Origin of the sequence: Halorubrum sp. AD140, assembly GCF_034497445.1 — an archaeon.
In the GTDB taxonomy this organism is placed as follows: Archaea; Halobacteriota; Halobacteria; order Halobacteriales; family Haloferacaceae; genus Halorubrum.
The window spans coordinates 1-17,422 of record NZ_JAXRUU010000061.1 but is presented as its reverse complement, the minus strand read 5'-3'; the positions used below and the strand labels follow the sequence as shown (position 1 = coordinate 17,422).

The following is a 17,422-nucleotide window of genomic DNA, read 5'->3' as shown; positions in this document are numbered from 1 at the left end:
GCGGGTCGGTCTGCGCGTGGTCGACGACGACGGCGCGGCGAACGAGACGACAGTCCTCGTCGACGTGAACGCGCCGCCTGAGCCCGCGGTGAACCTCACGGACGCCGTCCGTACCGGCGAGCCGGCCACGCTGAACGGGTCTGAGAGCGTCGACCCCGACGGCGAGATCGTCGCGTACGACTGGGAGATCGAGAACGCGAGCGACGCCGACGGCGCCGAAGCGAACCGCTCGTTCACCGATGACGGCACCTACGCGGTCACGCTCGCCGTCACCGACGACCAGGGAGCGACTGCGACCACGACGCGGAACGTCACGATCGAGAACCGTCCACCAGACCTGTGGCTCACCCGCATCTCGCCGGAGTCGACGCCGGCGGAAGCGAACGAGTCCGTCGAGTACACGTACGACGCCGTCGACGACGACGGGACGGTCGAGAACGCGACGGTCGCGTTCACCGCTCCGTCCGGCGAGACGCGGACGCTGACGCCGTCCGGTTCGGCCTCCGGCGGGGCGGTCGAGACACGGCTCAACGAGAGCGGTAACTGGAGCGTCACGGCGACGGTCACCGACGACGACGGCGCCGAAACGACGGAGAACCGGACGCTCCAGGTGAACAGTCCGCCCGACGCGGCGATCGAGGCACCGGAATCGGTCGACGCGAACGACGAGGTCACCGTCTCGGCGGAGGCCGTCGATCCCGACGGCGAGATCGTCGAGTACGACTGGGAGATCGACGATCGGAGCTACACCGGTCGGAACGTGACCGTCGACCACGACGGCGGAGCGGACATCCCCGTCACGCTGCGGGTCACCGACGACGACGGCGCCACCGCCGTCGCGAACGAGACGATCGAGGTCGAAGAGGGGCTCGACCCGAGTGTGTTCGTCGACAGACAGCTCGGCAGTCGTCTGCTGAGCGCCAGCGTCTACGTCGACGGCGGCGAGGACGTCGACCCCGACGAGATAACCTACGAGTGGGACCTCGACGGCGACGGCGAGTTCGAGGCCGACGGTCAGTTCCAGGACCGTGTGATCGACGACCCCGGCGAGTACGAGCTCGCGGTCCGCGCGGACGCGCCGAACGCGTCGGCCGCCGTCGACGAGGAGACCGTCGAGGTCGAAGCGGTCGACGAGAACGTGACGTTCGACTGGCGGGACGACACCGGCGGGCAGGTGACCGCGACGACCGACGACTCCGTGTACGTCACCGAGGGCGAAGAACAGGCGTACGCCGACGGAGCGGACGGATCGAGCGTCCGATCGGTGTCGCGTGCCGACGGGTCCGCCCGATGGACCGCGGAGGTACCGTTCGCCGCCTCCGACGCGACAGTCCGCGGTGAAACGGTCTACGCCACCGGAAACGGCGTCGCCGGAATCGATCGCGACGACGGCGACGTCGAGTGGTCCTGGGAGGCCGACGGGTACACCGACGTGCGAATCGTCGACGATACGGTGTACGCGGCGGACGACGGGTCGCTCGCCGCGATGAACGCGACCACCGGTGACGTCCGGTGGTCTGTCACCGGCGAGTCGCGGATCTCCAACGTCGTCGCCGGTGACGAGACGGTCGCCACGCTGAGCTCTCGGGACACGGAGAACGGGAGCGTCGACGAGATCGTTGCGCGGAACCCCGATACCGGCGAGGTCCGATGGAGATCGACGCAGGACGGATTCCCCGACCTCGAGGGGATCGTCGACGACCGGATCGTGGTCAGTAACGACGGGAACCTCACCTCCTACGACACGCGAACCGGCGATACCGCCTGGTCGCGTGACCTCTCCGGGTCGGAAGCTGTCGACGCCTACGTAGACTCGGTACGGATCGAGGGTGGGACCGTGTACGTTAGCGCCGAGTCCGGATCCGAGAGTCGGCTCGTCGCGCTCTCCCGCGACGGTGAGCGTCTGTGGCGTTCCGAAAGCCGCGCCAACGCTGAGTTCGAGATCTCCGGAGACCGCGTGTACCTCGCCGGTGAGGGTGGTGTGACTGCCTACGATCGGACTACGGGATCCGTCGAGTGGAACCGAACACTCACAGCGGAGTTCCCCGACCTCCTCGTGAGCGACGAGACCGTCGTGGTCGAGTACGACTTCGGAGATCGCGGAGCCGTCGTGGACGCCGACACGGGGGTCGTCGAGTGGCAGACCCGGTTCGGCAACCTCCTCTACGGCGCTGACTACGACGACGGTACCCTGTACGTCGGCACCAGCGGAGGCGTCTACGCGGTCGATAACTCGTCCGGCTGAACGGGCGTCCTCGCGTCGAAAATATCCCCGTGCCCGTCTCGGATCCGAGCCGGTCCGATCGACTCAGACCAGCCGCTCGGCGATCCACCCGGCCCCCTCGGCGGCGAGCCGTGTCTCGAACTCCTTGACGAGCCCGCTCATCGGCGGCCACTCGCGCACGAGGCGATCCGGGCGATGGAGACGAGGCTGATCCGGTGGTCCGCGGGAGTGAACGGCCGGTCGTGCCGCGGGGCGTCGAACCCCTCCAGCCGACGCGTCAGCGCGTCGACCGCGTCGGGGGCGACCCAGCCGAGCTCGGCGTAGTACGACAGCGCGTCGCGGCTCCGCAGGTGGCCGCCGACGTCGACGAGGTAGCCGAGCCACTCGCCGACCTCGTGCTCCGCCTCCGGAGAGGCCGGGAGCGCCCGCAGGTACGGGCGGGCGCCGGCGGAGGATCGAAGTCCCCGCCGACGCTGGAGCAGTTCGGTGAACGCGGCTGAGCGGGCGGCCTGCTCCGCTCGGCTTCTGTTCGGCTGACGGAGCGGCCGCTCCCGAGGCGCCCCGTCGACGCCGTCTCGCGCTGTTTTCGCGATCCGGCGCAGCTCCCGCACGTCGTATCGCCGTGGATTCAGGCTCATGTTCCGTCCGTCGTTCGCGTCCTACCGGCACCGTCGCCAACGGGATATATCATAGTTCCTCCGCAGTTATCAGCGGTGAGAGGCCGCTCGACGGACGGTCGGCGGCTCACAACGGAACAAGGAGGACGCCCGCGAGTTCAGTCGGGGGTGACTGACTCGGCGTCGTCCCACGGGAGCGGCTCCGTACACCAGTGACAGAAGTCGAGCTCGGCGTCGGTCTCCTTGCCGCAGCTCGGACACTCCACCTGCAGGGGCTCGCCGTCCGCGCTGGTGAGCGCGTCGACCGGCGAGCCGACGCTCGGTCCGTCGTCGTCCGCGCTCGAAGCCCGGCGCCGGATCGCCGCCGCCGTCGCGTCGGACCGCTTGCGCTCGGCGACGGCGGCCCGGCCGACGAGGTAGGCGTCGGCCGCCGACAGCACCGACAGCAGGGCGATCGGGAGCGCGACGTCGGTCGGCAGCGCGGCGGCGGCTTCGGTCGGTGCGGTCACCGATCCGCTCGCGTCCACGTCGTAGAGCGTCAACAGCGCCACGCCGCCGCCGACGATCGTGACGTGCCACAGCAGCGCCCGCCCCCAGCGCCGCAGGACGAGGTGCCCGAGCCCCGGGAACACCAGCGCAAGCACGGCGGCCAGGACGGGACGCAGCTGGTCTCGCATACGACCCGGATTTGGGTGGGGACTACTTACGGCCTGCGGTGTCGCCGCTCCGCCCGCCGCGGATAACAACCGTTAATCGAGGCCCGGTCGTCCGGTCCGGCATGAGCAGGCAGCGGGCGACCGCCTTCGTCCCCGGGCACGTCACCGCCTTCTTCAGCGCGCACCCGGCCGAGCGCCCCGCGGCCGCCGGGTCGCGCGGGGCCGGCGTGACCCTCACCGACGGCGTGACGGTTCGGGTGTCGGCGGGCGGACTCGACGAGAGCGACCCCGACTCGGGCGACGACGGCCCAGGTTCCCGCACGATCGACGGCGAGCCGGGAGCGATCGGCGCGGTTGAGGACGTGCTCGCGGAACTGGGCGCCGCTGGGGCCGACGTCGCGGTCGAGTCCGACCTCCCGATCGGCGCCGGCTTCGGCGTCTCCGGTGCCGCGGCCCTCGGCGCGGCGCTCGCCGCCAACGACGCGCTCGACCGGGGGCGCTCCGAGAACGAGCTGGTCCGGATCGCCCACGAGGCGGAGGTCGGCCGGGGAACGGGCCTCGGCGACGTGGTCGCGCAGGCGCGCGGCGGGGTCCCGATCCGGCTGGAGCCCGGCGCCCCCGGCGTCGGGGAACTCGACGGGATCCCCGCGACGGCTCGCGTGGAGTACGTCGCGTTCGGCGAGCTGTCGACGGAGGCGGTCCTGGGTGGTGACACGACCGGTCTCTCCGCGGCCGGCGCGGACGCGCTCGACCGGCTCCGCGCGGACCCGCGGCTCCCGACGATGATGGACGCGGCCCGCCAGTTCGCCCGCGAGGCGGACCTCCTCGTCCCCGAGGTCGCCGAGGCGATCGTGGCGGTCGACGGCGCGGCTGGGAGAGACGGCGCGGGCGACGCGAACGACTGCGGCGCCGCCATGGCGATGCTCGGCCGCACCGTCTTCGCGCTCGGCACCGGGCTCTCCGAGGCCGGCTACGACCCCGAGGTCTGCCGGATCGACGCCGCGGGCGCGCGGGTCGTCGCCGGCCGAGACCGTGAGTAACCATTTTCCGCGCTCGGTCGGAGTGAGGGGCATGGGCGAGTCGCTCCGCTCGTTCTTCGACGAGCTCGAGGCGCCGAGCCGACACCTGGTCGTGTTGAACCGGTCGTCGCCGGACCCGGTTCGGAAGCTGCTGGACTCGCTGCTCGACGGACAGCCCGTCGCTATCAGCGCGGCCGCGTCCGAGTCCGCGTCGGACGACGACGTGGTCGCGCTCGTCGAGGACGGATCGATCGTCGCGCGGTCGACGCTCGACGAACTGCTCGAATCGGTGCTGCTCATCAACTCCGACCTGTACAAGACGGGCGCGATCGAACTCGACGACGTCGCGCTGCCCGACGTGCTCACCGGCCTCGACGAGGTCCCGTTTCGGGTCCGCGGGTATCCTGCCTCGAACAAGGAGAAGCTCCTGTTGATCGTCGTCTCGCGGGTGATAGAGCGCATCGCCGTCGAGCACGGCGGCGGCACGCTGCGGGCCTCGTTCCAGCGCCTCTCGCGGATCCACGACGAGCGCGGGACCCGGTCGGTGTACGAGCGAATCGCCGGTACCGGCGTCGACGTCCACCTGTACGGCGTCGGCGACGCGGGGTCGGTGTCGGCGCTCCCGGTGACGGTCCACACCGGGACCTCCTACCCGTACCGCCGGTCGTGGTTCGTCGTGTTCACGCCGCCTGAGGGCGCCGACGGCGACCACGTCGCGCTGCTCGCACTCGAAGACGAGCCGAACGTCTGGGACGGGTTCTGGACGTTCCGCCCGGAGCTCGTGACGCGTATCGAGCGGTACATCGCCGAGGAGATCTGAGGCGGGCCGACCGCAGCCGGTGACCGGTCGGGACGCGAGCAGCGACTCGTTGAACACGAGTTCTGCAGCGGTGGCGCGTGCCTCCGAGCGCCCGCTGGGCGCGAGGAGCACGCGCGAGGGACGCCGCGAACGCCCGCAGGGCGTGAGCGGCGAGGCTGGGGAGGCGTGAGGTGCGGGGCGGTGCTGTGCGGGGAGGGATTCAAAGGGGCAGTCGCGAGGACGACTTAGGCGACGAAAGCACCGCAAGGAGCGAGTGAAACGAGCCACTGAGGAGCGCAGCGAGCGTAAGTCGTCCTCGCGGCTGGGGCTTTGGAGGTGTTCACCGTCATTCTGGAGTCAGCAGTTTCTAAGCGAGCGGCTGGGGCTTTGGCGGTGTCCGCCGTCGACCCGCGAGCAGCGACGTGTTCCGCGCCCGCCGACGAACAAAGCTTTACCGCGTCGCCCGCCTAGCTTCGCCAAATGGTACTCGACGACCTCGGTTCGTCCCTGCGGAGCAGCCTCGACAAGCTCCAGGGGAAAGCCAGGCTCTCCGAGAGCGACGTCGAGGAGATCGTCAAGGAGATCCAGCGGTCGCTCCTCTCGGCCGACGTCGACGTCTCCCTCGTGATGGAGCTCTCGGACTCGATCAAGTCCCGGGCCCTCGAAGAGGAGCCGCCGGGCGGCACCACGGCGAAGGACCACGTCCTCAAGATCGTCTACGAGGAGATGGTCGACCTCGTCGGCGACTCCACGGAACTCCCCCTCGAAGAGCAGACGATCCTGCTCGCGGGGCTCCAGGGGTCGGGGAAGACCACCTCCGCCGCGAAGATGGCGTGGTGGTTCTCGAAGAAGGGGCTCCGCCCCGCCGTCATCCAGACCGACACCTTCCGGCCGGGCGCGTACGACCAGGCCAAGCAGATGTGCGAGCGCGCGGAGGTCGAGTTCTACGGCGATCCGGACAGCGACGACCCCGTCGACATCGCGCGCACCGGCCTGGAGAAGACCGCCGACGCCGACGTCCACATCGTGGACACGGCCGGGCGCCACGCGCTCGAAGACGACCTCATCGCGGAGATCGAGGAGATCGAGGGCGTCGTCGACCCCGACCGCTCGCTCTTGGTGCTCGACGCCGCGATCGGCCAGGGCGCGAAGGAGCAGGCCCGCCAGTTCGAGGAGTCGATCGGCATCGAGGGCGTGATGATCACCAAGCTCGACGGGACCGCGAAGGGCGGGGGCGCGCTGACGGCGGTCAACGAGACCGACTCCTCTATCGCCTTCCTCGGAACCGGCGAGACGGTCCAGGACATCGAGCGGTTCGAGCCCTCCGGGTTCATCTCGCGGCTGCTCGGGATGGGCGACCTCAAGCAGCTCTCCGAGCGCGTCGAGCGCGCCATGCAGGAGGCCCAGGAGGAGGACGAGGACTGGGACCCCGAGGACATGCTGAAAGGGGAGTTCACCCTGAAGGACATGAAAAAGCAGATGGACGCGATGAACCGGATGGGCCCCCTCGACCAGGTGATGGACATGATCCCCGGGCTCGGCGGCGGGATGATGGACCAGCTCCCGGACGACGCGATGGACGTCACCCAAGACCGGATGCGCAAGTTCGAGCGGATCATGGACTCGATGACCGAGGAGGAGCTGACGAACCCCCGCGTCGTCGGTCAGTCTCGTACCGAGCGGATCGCCCGCGGCTCCGGCACCGACGAGGAGACGGTCCGGCAGCTCTTAGAGCAGCACTCCATGATGGAACAGACGATCGGCCAGTTCCAGGGGATGGGCGAGGGCGACATGCAGCGCATGATGAAGAAGATGGGCGGCGACGGCGGCGGCCTCGGCGACATGATGGGCGGCGGCAAGGGGCCGTTCTAGGCCCTAACACGCAGTCCGTCCGGTGCGCCGGTCACTCGCTCGGCGGCCGCCTCACTCGTCGGCGTACAGCGAGCTGAGCACGAACTCGTCGATCGCCTTTCGCGTCTCCCGCGGCGCGTCCTCGTGGCCGAGCGCCATCCGGCGGCCTCGCGCGGCGTGGATGATGTCGGTCACGAGCTGGCCCATCCGCTTCGCGTCGACGGGCTCGAACTCGCCGCGCTCGATCCCGTCCTCGACGACCTCGACGATGCTCCCGCGGATGCGGTCGTAGTGTTCGTCGAAGATCTCCCGGTGGTCGCCGTCGTTCTGCGCCTGGGTGTACAGCTCGTGGTACACCTTCATCCGCTCCCAGTGGGAGAACTCCTCGAACTCCGGTCCGAAGAGACACTGGTCGATCCGCGCGTCGAGCTCCGACCGCGGGTCGTCGTCCGCCTCCACCTCGACGCTGCCCTCGTACTGATCGATGACGTACTCGAGGAACGCCGACAGCAGGTCGTACTTGCCCTCGAAGTGGTAGTGGATCACCTGTCGGGTGAGGTCCATCTCCTCGCCGATGTCGCGCATCCGGAGGTCGGTGTACCCGTGCTTGCTCAGCGCGCGGAACGTCGCCTCCATTATCACCTCCTCGGTGTCCTTGGAGGAGACCGTCTCGCGAGAGTCGCTCATACGACTCTCTCCGACGGTGAGACACATAAGCGATCCCTCCGATATCCCTTCTCCGCCCTAATTTACCAAACAGTAAATTTTTACTCTCCTGGTCGAACGGTACACCCGCACATGACACGAACGATCATTCAAAACGGGACTGTCGTCTCTCTCGACCCGGATATCGGGGACCTCGACGAGGCGGACGTCCTGATCGAGGACGGCGAGATCATCGAGGTCGGCCGCGGGCTCTCGGCCGAGAACGCCGAAGTCATCGACGCGGCCGGTCAGATCGTCGTCCCCGGATTCGTCGACTCGCACATCCACCTCGCACAGACCCAGGTCAGGGGCATCGCCGGGGACTGGTCGCTCATGGGCGAGTACTTCGACCACATGCTCGGCAACATCACCGGGCTCTACCGGTCCGAGGACATGTACCTCGGCGGCCTCTTCGGCGCGTTCGAGAAGCTCCACACCGGGACGACCACAGCCCTGGACTGGTCGTACCCCAACACGCTCGAACACGGCGAGCGGGCGGTCGACGCGCTGAAGGACGCCGGGCTGCGCGCGGTGTACACCTACGGGCCGCCGGGCGACGACGCGGCGACGTGGTGGTACGAGAGCGACGTCGGCCTCCCCGAGGAGAACATCCGTGAACTCCACGAGGAGGCGATCCGCGACGACGACCTGCTCAGCCTGGCGCTCGGGCTCCGCGGTCCGGACTTCTGTACCGACGAGACCGCCCGAGGCGACCTGGAACTGGCGCGAGATCTGGGCGTGCTCTCGACGATCCACATGGGCGCCGCGCTGTGGCCGTCGTCGGAGTACGGCGGGGACTACCAGGGCTTCGGCTGTATCGAGGACGCGCTCGGTCCCGACGTCAACGTCGCCCACGGGAACCACTTCTCGCAGGAGGACGTCGACCACGCCGTCGCGCAGGGCGTCTCCTTCTCGTCGACGCCGGAGGTCGAGATGCAGATGGGCCACGGGATCCCGGTCACCGGGAAGGTGCTCGAGGCGGGCGGGCGCCCGACGTGGGGCGTCGACGTCTGCTCGAACGTCAGCGGAGACATGGGCAGCCAGATGCGGATCGGGATGCAGCTCCAGCGGATGTTCGACAACCAGGCGGTCCTCGAGGGCGACGAGGAGGTCACCGAGGTGAGCGTCACCGCGCGCGACACCCTCGAGATGGCGACGATCGAGGGCGCGAAGGGGCTCGGGTTGGACGACGAGATCGGGACGATCACCCCCGGCAAGCGCGCCGACCTCGTCCTGATCGACGCGAACGACTTCATGACGGCCCCCTCGCACTCGCCGGTCCAGACGGTCGTCTTCCAGTCTGACCCCTCGCACATCGACACGGTGCTCGTCGACGGCGAGGTCGTCAAGCGCGACGGCGAGCTGACGAACCCGAAGGTCCGCGAGGAGTTCGACCGGTTCGTCGCCTCCGGCCACCGCCTGCTCGACGAGGCCGGCATCGACCTCTAGCCCGCGCGATCGATCTCACCACCCTACCACCTCTCCATCCACATGAAACTCGGACAATACACAACGACGGACGCGGAGACCCCTTGGTGCGGCGCGCCGCTCAACGACGACACCGTCGTCAGCCTCCCGGAAGCGGGCGCGGCGGCGGGGGTTCACATCGGGGAATCGACGACCGACCTGCTCGCCGACTGGGAGTGGCGGCGGAAGGCCGAACTGGCGGTCGAGTACGCGGCGGAGACCGGCGTCGGCCGGTACGACGCCGACGCGGTCTCGCGGGCGGCGCCCGTCTCCGACCCGGAGAAGGTCGTCTGCGTCGGGCTCAACTACCGCGACCACGCGGAGGAGGGCGACAACCCCATCCCGGACGAGCCCGTGCTGTTCTCGAAGTTCCCGACCTCGGTGACGGGGCCGGAGGACGCGGTGTCGTGGGACCCGGCGCTCACGGGGAAGGTCGACTACGAGGCGGAGCTCGTCGCCGTGATCGGCGAGGAGGCCCGCCGCGTCGACCCCGAGGAGGCGTTCGAGTACGTCGCCGGCTTCACCGTCGGCAACGACGTGTCGGCGCGCGACCTCCAGCACGGCGACGGGCAGTGGGTGCGCGGCAAGAGCCTCGACTCGTTCGCCCCGATCGGCCCGGAGATCGTGACGACCGACGAGGTCGACGACCCCCACGACCTCGCGATCTGGGCGGACGTGAACGGCGAGCGGCTCCAGGAGTCGACGACGGCGAACCTGATCTTCGGGATCGACGAGCTGGTCTCCTTCTGCAGCCGGGCGTTCACGCTGAAGCCGGGCGACCTGCTGTTCACCGGCACGCCGCCGGGCGTCGGCGTCTACCGCGAGCCGCCGGTGTTGCTCGGGGACGGCGACAGCGTCACGGTCGGCGTCGAGGGCGTCGGCGAGCTGACGAGCGAGTTCGCGTTCGACGACGGGTAGCGACGCGACGGCTCTCACGGAGCGGATTCCCATGTGAGACACCGGTTCCAGAAGTAGATCGGTTTCGGTATTATGGCTCTGTTGAAATCCTCTTCTTCAGACACATCATCAACTGAAACAGTCGGTCGATGAGAGCTGCGTCTTGGTCGATCGGTATCCTACCAGTTCGAAATGATGTTCTGAGCGTGGTGCAAGATGCAGGGCGCATTCTCAGCATAACCGTGATGTTGCAGCAATTATAACATTACAGCATGGATGCAGAACAATATATTGACGAACTCGTTCAATCAGAACGTAATCAAATGGTTGAACGAGCGGAGTGGATCTCTGAACATCGACCGCAGTTCTCAGATGGTTTCAGAATTCCCGGGGGTGAAAAAGCATTGGTCATCTACGAAGACTCCCAACTTTGTTATATTCACGGAATATTAACAGGAACAATTGTCCTCGGTCAATCTTTCATAGAGCAGTCAATCTGCGCCTTCGCCTATATTACCGGTGAGTTTAGCGAAAGCGATCGACCGGGATACCATGAGGCTCGAAAATTCCTTGAAGAAAACGATATTTTAGCACCCGAAGATGTAGAAGGAGTGCCGCTAAATGAACTACATAATCTTAGGAATTCAATCATACATTTCAGAACTAACACAGGTGAAAGTAATTGGACAGGTAGAATAATGTATCATAACTGTGAGTATCCCGAATCAATTACACCGGCAACACATGAGATGCTTAAACGGGATGCAAAGAAGGTACTAAGAACGTGCTTCTCGGTGATCAGAATGTTTGGGATCGGAGATATATGAGTAAATATTACTTTGTTATATTCGTGGTAGTATTTCACTTTGATTGCTGATCTTATCCTCTGTATCTCGCACAGCTGCCCTACCAGATGGGAGATAGATTAGTGTATCCCATGTTTGTCCGTTTGTCTGTATCAGCCGTAACCGGGTCAGAATATATCATTTCCGGAGGATTTCAACAGTGCATGTTATTTATAAATAAAGAAGCGGTGTTGCTGACGGCCGTTTATTTGTGTTCGGCGACTCGACGACGAGGACCTCCAAAGCCCCAGTCGCTCGGTTATAAATGGCTCTCAGCGGATCTGCGGTGACCACCTCCAAAGCCCCAATCGCGAGGACGACTTACGCTCGCTGCGCTCCTCAGTCGCTCGTTTCACTCACTCCTTGCGGTGCTTTCGTCGCCTAAGTCGTCCTCACGACTGCCCCTTTGAGTCCCACCCGCTCAGCACCGCACCTCACACCTCCCCAGCCTCGTCGGCCACCCTCCGCGTTGCTCCGGGTGGCCGACTCCCTCGCACGTGCTCCTCGTGGCCGCCGGTGGCGGCCACTCGCAGGCACGCGCCACCGCATCGCATTCATAAGCAACTGTCGCGGTCGCTCTCGGTCGTTTAACTATCGCCTATCCGTCGACTACTCTCCCTCGAAGTCGAAGACCTCGCGGGGGTTCTCCAGCACGACCGTTCGGATGTCGTCGACGTCGATCCCGTACCGGTACAGCTCGAAGATCGCGCGCTTGAGGGCGTACGGGTCGGTCCGGAGAACGTTCGCGCAGTCGGTGTCGACCATGATCCGGTCGGCGCCGTACTCGTCGATGGCGTCGGCGACGTCCGCGGCGTCGACGCCGACCAGCCACGAGTGGCCGATGGTGTAGCTCAGGTAGCAGTCGGTCTGCTCCATCAGGTACGCGGTGTTGTTGCGGTCGGCGTGCGAGGCGACGACGCGCTCGTCGTCGAGGCCCGCGTCGCGCATCGCCTCGACGTCGAGCCGCACCGCGTCGAGCGCGGGGTTCTCGCCGTCGAGGACCGGGTCCGTGCCGAGGCCCGCGTTCTTCTCGTAGCCGGGCGTCACGCAGAGCCCGTCGCGGTAGGGCCGCTTCGCGTCCGTCGAGGTGTTCGGCGTGTGGAGGATCACGGGGAGGTCGTGCTTCTCCGCGAGTTCCATCTGAGCCCCGACGACCGCCTGCTGCTCGTCGACGTCCCACCGTTCGACGTGCTGGGCGGGGACGACGCCGGTCTCGCCGACCGCGGCGACCTCGTCGAGCGCGCAGTAGGCGTCCATCGCCGCCAGCAGCTCGTCGGGGTTCTCGATGCGGACGCCGGTGTGGACGCCGAGCCCGAGCTTCGCCTCGAAGAAGTGGTTGCGCTCGATGGCCGTTCGGCGGTTGATCGCGTCGTCCCAGAGGAACCGGACGTCGTCGGCCTCGACCGGCTTGTACGGGGTCCAGTGGTAGCCGGACGCGACCATGAGCATGGACCGACAGCCCGACAGCGCGTAGCGCTCGCGGTCGTCCCACGAGAGCGTGTGCGCGTGGTTGTGGATGTCGATCCACGGGAGGTTGAGCAGCTCCCGCGGGAGGTCGAGCGGCTCGTCGCTCCGCGCTCGGTCGTCGAGGTACGCCGCGTCGGTCGGTCGCGTCGTCGGATGAGGTGCTGTCATGGTGAGTGTCGCCACCGCCCGACCGGCCGACCGACGGGGGCCGGCGACCGGGCGGCGCGGGCGTCGTCCCACCGGTTGACTCCGCTGGCACTTAGCGTTTTACAGCTTGGTAAAACTTTAGTAGGTCTCCGACGCACGTGTGGGTATGACACTTTTGATCGGGACAGACGACGGGCTGTATCGGGTCGACGACGTGCCGTTCGAGCGCGACGACGCGCAGCGGGTCCTCGACTGCGAGGTCGTCACCGCGGTGAAGTCGTGGGACCACGCGGAGGGCGTCTTCGTCGCCTCCTCGACCGGCGCGTACCGCTCCCGCGACGGCGGACGGACGTGGGAGGACCTGGATGTCCCCCTCGGCGACCGCTTCTGGCACGCCGGGCAGAGCGAGGTATGGTCGATACTCGCGACCGCCGACGGCGCGCTGTACGCCGGGACGAACGACCCGTACGTGTTCCGCTCGGTCGACGACGGGGAGACGTGGACGGAGCTGAAGGGGTTCCGCGACCTGCCCTCGCGCGGCCACTGGGAGTCGCCGATCGATCCCCACTACGCCAGGCTCCGGGCGCTGGAGGCCGTCCCCGGACGACCCGAACGGCTCATCGCGGGCGTCGAGGCCGGCGGGATCCACCTCACCGACGACGGCGGGCGGACGTGGACCGACCGACGCGACACGATCGTCGACGACGTCCACCAGGTCCTGCCGATCTCGGAGGACGTGTGGCTCGCCGCGACCGGCTACCTCGACCACGACCTGGAGAACCTCGGGCTGGGCCACGCGGTCGGCGAGGGCGGGCTCTGGCGGACGACCGACGCGGGCGAGTCGTGGAGCCGGATCGACGTCGGCAACGACTTCTCGTACATCCGGCGGGTGTTCGTCCACGACGGCACCCTCTTCTTCTGCGGCGGCGAGGAGGCGCCGCCGGCGTGGGTGAACGACGACCACGAGGTCGCGCTGTTCGAGTCGACGAACTTCGGCCGTGACTTCGAGCGCGTCCCCTTCCCCGGCGAGCCCCACGAGATCGTCGAGACGTGGGCCGTCCACGACGGCGACGTGATCTGCGGCTCCGGGCTGTTCGACGTCCCCGACCAGCGAGACGACGTCGAGGGGCGGATCATGCGTCGGGGCGGCGACGGCGAGTACGAGACCGTCGGACGCGTCGACGCGAACGTCAGCCGCATCGAGGTGGTGTCGGCGTGAGCGACGCGGACGAGGGGGGGTCGGTTGGCGCGACCGACTCGACCGGGGACACCGACGCGACCGCGGACCCGCCGTCGGCGATCGGTCGCGCCCTCTACGGCGGAATCTTGGCGTACATGGCCGTCGACGGGTTCCGGAACAACGAGAAGCGGGTCGCGGTCGCCGAGGAGAAGGGCGTCCCGGTGCCCGACGTGCTCGTCCCGTTCGTCACCGGGATGCTGTTCGTCGCCAACCTCGGCGTCGTCCTCTGGAAGTTCCCGCGCGCGTCCGCCGGGGCGCTGGTCGTGTTCTTCCTCGGCACGACCCCCGCGATCCACGACTTCTGGACGATGGAGGGGAAAGCGCGGCACGACAACAAGATCAACTTCCTGAAGAACGTCGCGCTCCTCGGCGGCGCGATTCTGCTCCTTGACGCGGCCGCCGGCGAGGACGAGTAGTCGCCGGGGACGACCCGCCGCCGGCCGTCGATGGAGCTCCGCCGCCGACCGCTGCGGGCGGATCGGTGCGCCTATCAGACGGCCCGTTTCAATCGGTGGCATGGCGGAACGCTGGCTGTACGGCTGGGGGCTCGGATCGGTCGCGCTCGGCGGCGCCTCGCTCGTCGTTCCGCTGTACGTCGTCGAGCTCGGGGGTGGACCCGTCGTGCTCGGCGTGCTCGCCGCGGTCGCCGCGTTCGTCGGCGTTCCCGCCGCGCTCGGGGCGGGGCGGATCGCGGACCGGACGGGGAAGCGCCGTGCCATCGTTCTCGGAATGCTGGCGCTCGTCGCCGTCTCGATCGGCGTGACGCCCCTCTTCGACCGGGCGCTCCCGGTGATCGTCGCCAACGGCGCGATCTGGTTCGCGTTCGCGGCCGCCACGCCCGTCCTGACGCTGCTGGCCGTCGCCGACGTCCCGGAGAACGTCTGGAGCGAACGGATCGCCCTGCTGAACCAGTATCAGGGGATCGGCTGGGCGCTCGGGCTGCTCCTCGGGGCCGTCTGGACCGCGCTGGCCAGCCGGTTCCTCCCGGCCGACGCCGTGATCCGGTGGCTGTTCGTCCCCCTCACCGTCTGTGCCGTCCTCGGGCTCCTCCTCGGGATCCGGACGCTCCCCGCGGACCCGGGTCCCCGCGCCGACCGACGCGCCTCCGGGGACCGCGTCCGACGCGCGATCCGGAACGCGGACCGGTTCAGCGTCCGGACCGCCGCGTTCCCGTTCACCGTCGGGCGCGCGGACTTCCGCGGGCTCCATCCGCGCCGGTTCGTCGAGCGGTTCACCCCCGCGCTCGCCGTCTACTTCGCGGCCGTGTTCTGTTTCTTCACCGGATTCGCCGCCTTCTTCGCGCCGCTGCCGGCGTTCCTGACCGAGGTCGGGTTCGGCTCCGACGGTGTGTTCGCGTTGTACCTGATCAACGGCCTCGCCTCCGCCGCCTTCTTCGGCGTCGCTGGGCGACTGACCGCCGGCCACGACGTCGAGCGCCTCCAGATCGGCTCCCTCTCCGTCCGTGCGATCGCCCTGCCCGCGATCGCGCTCGCCGGGGGCGCGTGGGGGACGTCCGCCGTCGGGTTCGGCGTGGTCGCGGCGATATTCGCGGTGATCGGGGTGACGTGGGCCGTGATCGCGGTGACCGCCGGCACGCTCGTCACGCGGCTCTCGCCGCCGACGGTCCGCGGAGAGGCGCTCGGCACCTACGCCGCCCTCGGCGCGCTCGCGGGCGGGATCGGGAGCGTCCTCGGCGGCCGGCTCGCCGCCGTGAGCTACGTCGTCGCGTTCGGGGCCGCCGGAGTGCTCGTTCTCGCCGGGGCCGGCATGGTGCTCCTCGTCCGACGGTACAACGCCGCGGTCGCGCCGACCGACGGGATCTCGGCGACCTGATCGACTGCGAATCGAGCTCTGCCCGACAGTATAAGGAGCGTCCGACCGAAGCCAGAGGAAATGAGCCGGAACGACGAGGTCGCCGCCCTCTTGGAGGAGTTCGCCGACCTGCTCGAAGCGACGGGCGTGGAGTACAAGCCGACCGCGTACCGCCGCGCCGCCGAGAACGTCCGCGAGCACCCCGCCCCGATCGAGAACCTCGCGGGGGAGGGCGCGGACACCGTCGCCGAGATCGATCGCGTCGGCGACGCGATCGCCTCGAAGGTCGTCGAGTACTTCGAGACCGGCGAGATCGAGGAGCTGGAGGCGCTCCGCGAGGAGCTCCCGGTCGACATGGCGGGGCTCACCGCGGTGGAGGGCGTCGGCCCGAAGACGGTCGGGAGCCTCTACGAGGCGCTCGGGATCACCACGCTCGACCAGCTCGAGGAGGCGGCGGAGGCCGGCCGGATCCGGGAGGTCTCAGGCTTCGGCGCGAAGACGGAAGAGAACATCCTCGACAACGTCCCGTTCGCCCGCGAGTCCCGGAAGCGGACCCGCCTCGGCGACGCCCGGCCCGTCGCCGACGCGGCGCTCGCGTACCTCGCCGACGTCGACGCGGTCGAGTCGGTCGAGGTGTGCGGCTCGATCCGGCGGTGGAAGGACACGATCGGCGACATCGACCTGCTCGTCGCCAGCGACGCGCGCGATCCGATCGTCGAGGCGTTCACGGCGTGGTCCGAGGCGGACGCGACGATCGAGGCGGGCACCGGGAAGGCGAGCGTCCGCGCGAGCGGCACCCGGGTCGACCTCCGGATCGTCGACCCGGCCGAGTTCGGCGCCGCCCTCCAGTACTTCACGGGCTCGCGCGCGCACAACGTCGCGGTGCGCAACCGCGCGATCGACCGCGGCCTGAAGCTCAACGAGTACGGCCTGTTCGACGTGAGCGACGTCGACGACGCGGACGTCGAGAGCGACGATGGAACCGAGGCCGACGGCCGGCGCGTCGGCGAGCGCGTCGCCGGGGAGACCGAGGCGGGCGTCTACGAGGCGCTCGGCATGGACCCGATCCCGCCGGAGCTCCGCGAGGACAACGGCGAGGTCGCGGCGGCCGCGGCGGGCGAGCTCCCCGACCTCGTCGAGACGGACGACCTCCGCGGCGACCTCCACACCCACACCGACTGGTCGGACGGCGGGTTCTCGATCGCGGAGATGATCGAGGCGGCCGCGGCGCGCGGCTACGACTACCACGTCGTCACCGACCACGCCGCGGGGCCGGGGGTCTTCGGCAACACCGGGCTCGACGAGGCCGCGATCGCCGAGCAGGCCGAGGCGGTCGCGGAGGCGGTGAACGGGATCGACGGCGCCGCCATGGCCGGCGAGGGCGGCGATCCCGACGCCGACGTCGAAGTGTTCCACGGGATCGAGGCCAACATCGACGCCGAGGGCGCGATCACCACCGCCGACGACACCCTCGCCGACCTCGATCTCGTCGTCGCCTCGCCGCACTCCGCGCTCGGACAGGACGCCGAGGCGGCCACGGAGCGGCTGATCCGCGCGGTCGAACACCCCCACGTCGACGTCCTCGGCCACCCGACCGGTCGGATCATCAACAGCCGTCCCGGGCTCTCGATCGCCGTCGAGGCCGTCGTCGCGGCCGCGGCCGACGCCGGCACCGC

General features: G+C 68.5%; 15 protein-coding genes. 11 read left to right on the top strand and 4 right to left on the bottom strand.

The genetic code is table 11. From position 1 onward, the window contains the following. The coding region (locus tag U4E84_RS13555; protein WP_322532637.1) for a PQQ-binding-like beta-propeller repeat protein at nucleotides 1-2,245 on the top strand (2,245 nt) is incomplete at its 5' end. A gap of 137 nt (nucleotides 2,246-2,382) precedes the next feature. On the opposite strand, the gene U4E84_RS13550 is transcribed toward U4E84_RS13555, so the two are convergent. Both U4E84_RS13550 and U4E84_RS13545 read right to left on the bottom strand, forming a co-directional pair. Next, on the bottom strand, nucleotides 2,383-2,862 hold the full coding sequence (locus U4E84_RS13550) for a FlaD/FlaE family flagellar protein (RefSeq protein WP_322532636.1): 480 nt from the start codon (nucleotides 2,860-2,862) through the stop codon (nucleotides 2,383-2,385). A gap of 137 nt (nucleotides 2,863-2,999) precedes the next feature. After that, the gene (locus tag U4E84_RS13545) at nucleotides 3,000-3,518 is read right to left on the bottom strand and encodes a DUF6677 family protein (RefSeq protein ID WP_322532634.1); all 519 of its coding nucleotides are present in this window, start codon (nucleotides 3,516-3,518) and stop codon (nucleotides 3,000-3,002) included. 101 nt (nucleotides 3,519-3,619) lie between these two features. On the opposite strand from U4E84_RS13545, the gene U4E84_RS13540 reads away from it, so the two are divergent. The 3 genes from U4E84_RS13540 (at nucleotide 3,620) to U4E84_RS13530 (ending at nucleotide 7,187) form a co-directional block, all read left to right on the top strand. Next, a complete protein-coding gene (locus U4E84_RS13540) occupies nucleotides 3,620-4,537 on the top strand; it encodes a pantoate kinase (protein WP_322532633.1) in 918 nt (305 codons plus the stop codon). Nucleotides 4,538-4,568: 31 nt separating this feature from the next. Further along, nucleotides 4,569-5,336, top strand: coding sequence for a DICT sensory domain-containing protein (locus U4E84_RS13535; protein ID WP_322532632.1), 768 nt, complete (start codon nucleotides 4,569-4,571; stop codon nucleotides 5,334-5,336). Nucleotides 5,337-5,795: 459 nt separating this feature from the next. Then, a complete protein-coding gene (locus U4E84_RS13530; RefSeq protein ID WP_322532631.1) occupies nucleotides 5,796-7,187 on the top strand; it encodes a signal recognition particle protein Srp54 in 1,392 nt (463 codons plus the stop codon). A gap of 51 nt (nucleotides 7,188-7,238) precedes the next feature. Here the strand turns inward: U4E84_RS13530 and U4E84_RS13525 are convergent, their stop codons facing one another. Then, nucleotides 7,239-7,853, bottom strand: coding sequence for a TetR/AcrR family transcriptional regulator (locus U4E84_RS13525; RefSeq protein ID WP_322532630.1), 615 nt, complete (start codon nucleotides 7,851-7,853; stop codon nucleotides 7,239-7,241). A gap of 111 nt (nucleotides 7,854-7,964) precedes the next feature. On the opposite strand from U4E84_RS13525, the gene U4E84_RS13520 reads away from it, so the two are divergent. The 3 genes from U4E84_RS13520 (at nucleotide 7,965) to U4E84_RS13510 (ending at nucleotide 11,062) form a co-directional block, all read left to right on the top strand. Beyond that, the gene (locus U4E84_RS13520; RefSeq protein ID WP_322532629.1) at nucleotides 7,965-9,320 is read left to right on the top strand and encodes an amidohydrolase family protein; all 1,356 of its coding nucleotides are present in this window, start codon (nucleotides 7,965-7,967) and stop codon (nucleotides 9,318-9,320) included. Between the two features lie 42 nt (nucleotides 9,321-9,362). Next, complete coding sequence (locus U4E84_RS13515) at nucleotides 9,363-10,256, top strand: fumarylacetoacetate hydrolase family protein (RefSeq protein ID WP_322532628.1); 894 nt, start codon at nucleotides 9,363-9,365, stop codon at nucleotides 10,254-10,256. A 251-nt stretch (nucleotides 10,257-10,507) separates the two neighbouring features. Next, nucleotides 10,508-11,062, top strand: coding sequence for a hypothetical protein (locus U4E84_RS13510; RefSeq protein ID WP_322532627.1), 555 nt, complete (start codon nucleotides 10,508-10,510; stop codon nucleotides 11,060-11,062). 627 nt (nucleotides 11,063-11,689) lie between these two features. Here U4E84_RS13510 and U4E84_RS13505 read toward each other — a convergent pair. After that, on the bottom strand, nucleotides 11,690-12,715 hold the full coding sequence (locus tag U4E84_RS13505; protein WP_322532626.1) for a TatD family hydrolase: 1,026 nt from the start codon (nucleotides 12,713-12,715) through the stop codon (nucleotides 11,690-11,692). Nucleotides 12,716-12,860: 145 nt separating this feature from the next. Here U4E84_RS13505 and U4E84_RS13500 point away from each other — a divergent pair, with 145 nt between their 5' ends. From U4E84_RS13500 to U4E84_RS13485, 4 genes are all read left to right on the top strand, one after another. Then, entirely contained in the window at nucleotides 12,861-13,913 is a 1,053-nt protein-coding gene (locus U4E84_RS13500) for a sialidase (RefSeq protein WP_322532625.1), read from the top strand. 80 nt (nucleotides 13,914-13,993) lie between these two features. Continuing rightward, nucleotides 13,994-14,350, top strand: coding sequence for a DoxX family protein (locus U4E84_RS13495; RefSeq protein ID WP_345785515.1), 357 nt, complete (start codon nucleotides 13,994-13,996; stop codon nucleotides 14,348-14,350). Then, nucleotides 14,322-15,767 carry an MFS transporter gene (locus tag U4E84_RS13490; protein ID WP_322532623.1) on the top strand — a complete coding sequence of 482 codons (1,446 nt, stop codon included), beginning with the start codon at nucleotides 14,322-14,324 and terminating at the stop codon, nucleotides 15,765-15,767. The genes U4E84_RS13495 and U4E84_RS13490 overlap by 29 nt, the downstream gene beginning before the upstream one ends. A 60-nt stretch (nucleotides 15,768-15,827) precedes the next feature. Then, on the top strand, nucleotides 15,828-17,422 hold a 1,595-nt coding region (locus tag U4E84_RS13485), incomplete at its 3' end, for a helix-hairpin-helix domain-containing protein (protein ID WP_322532622.1).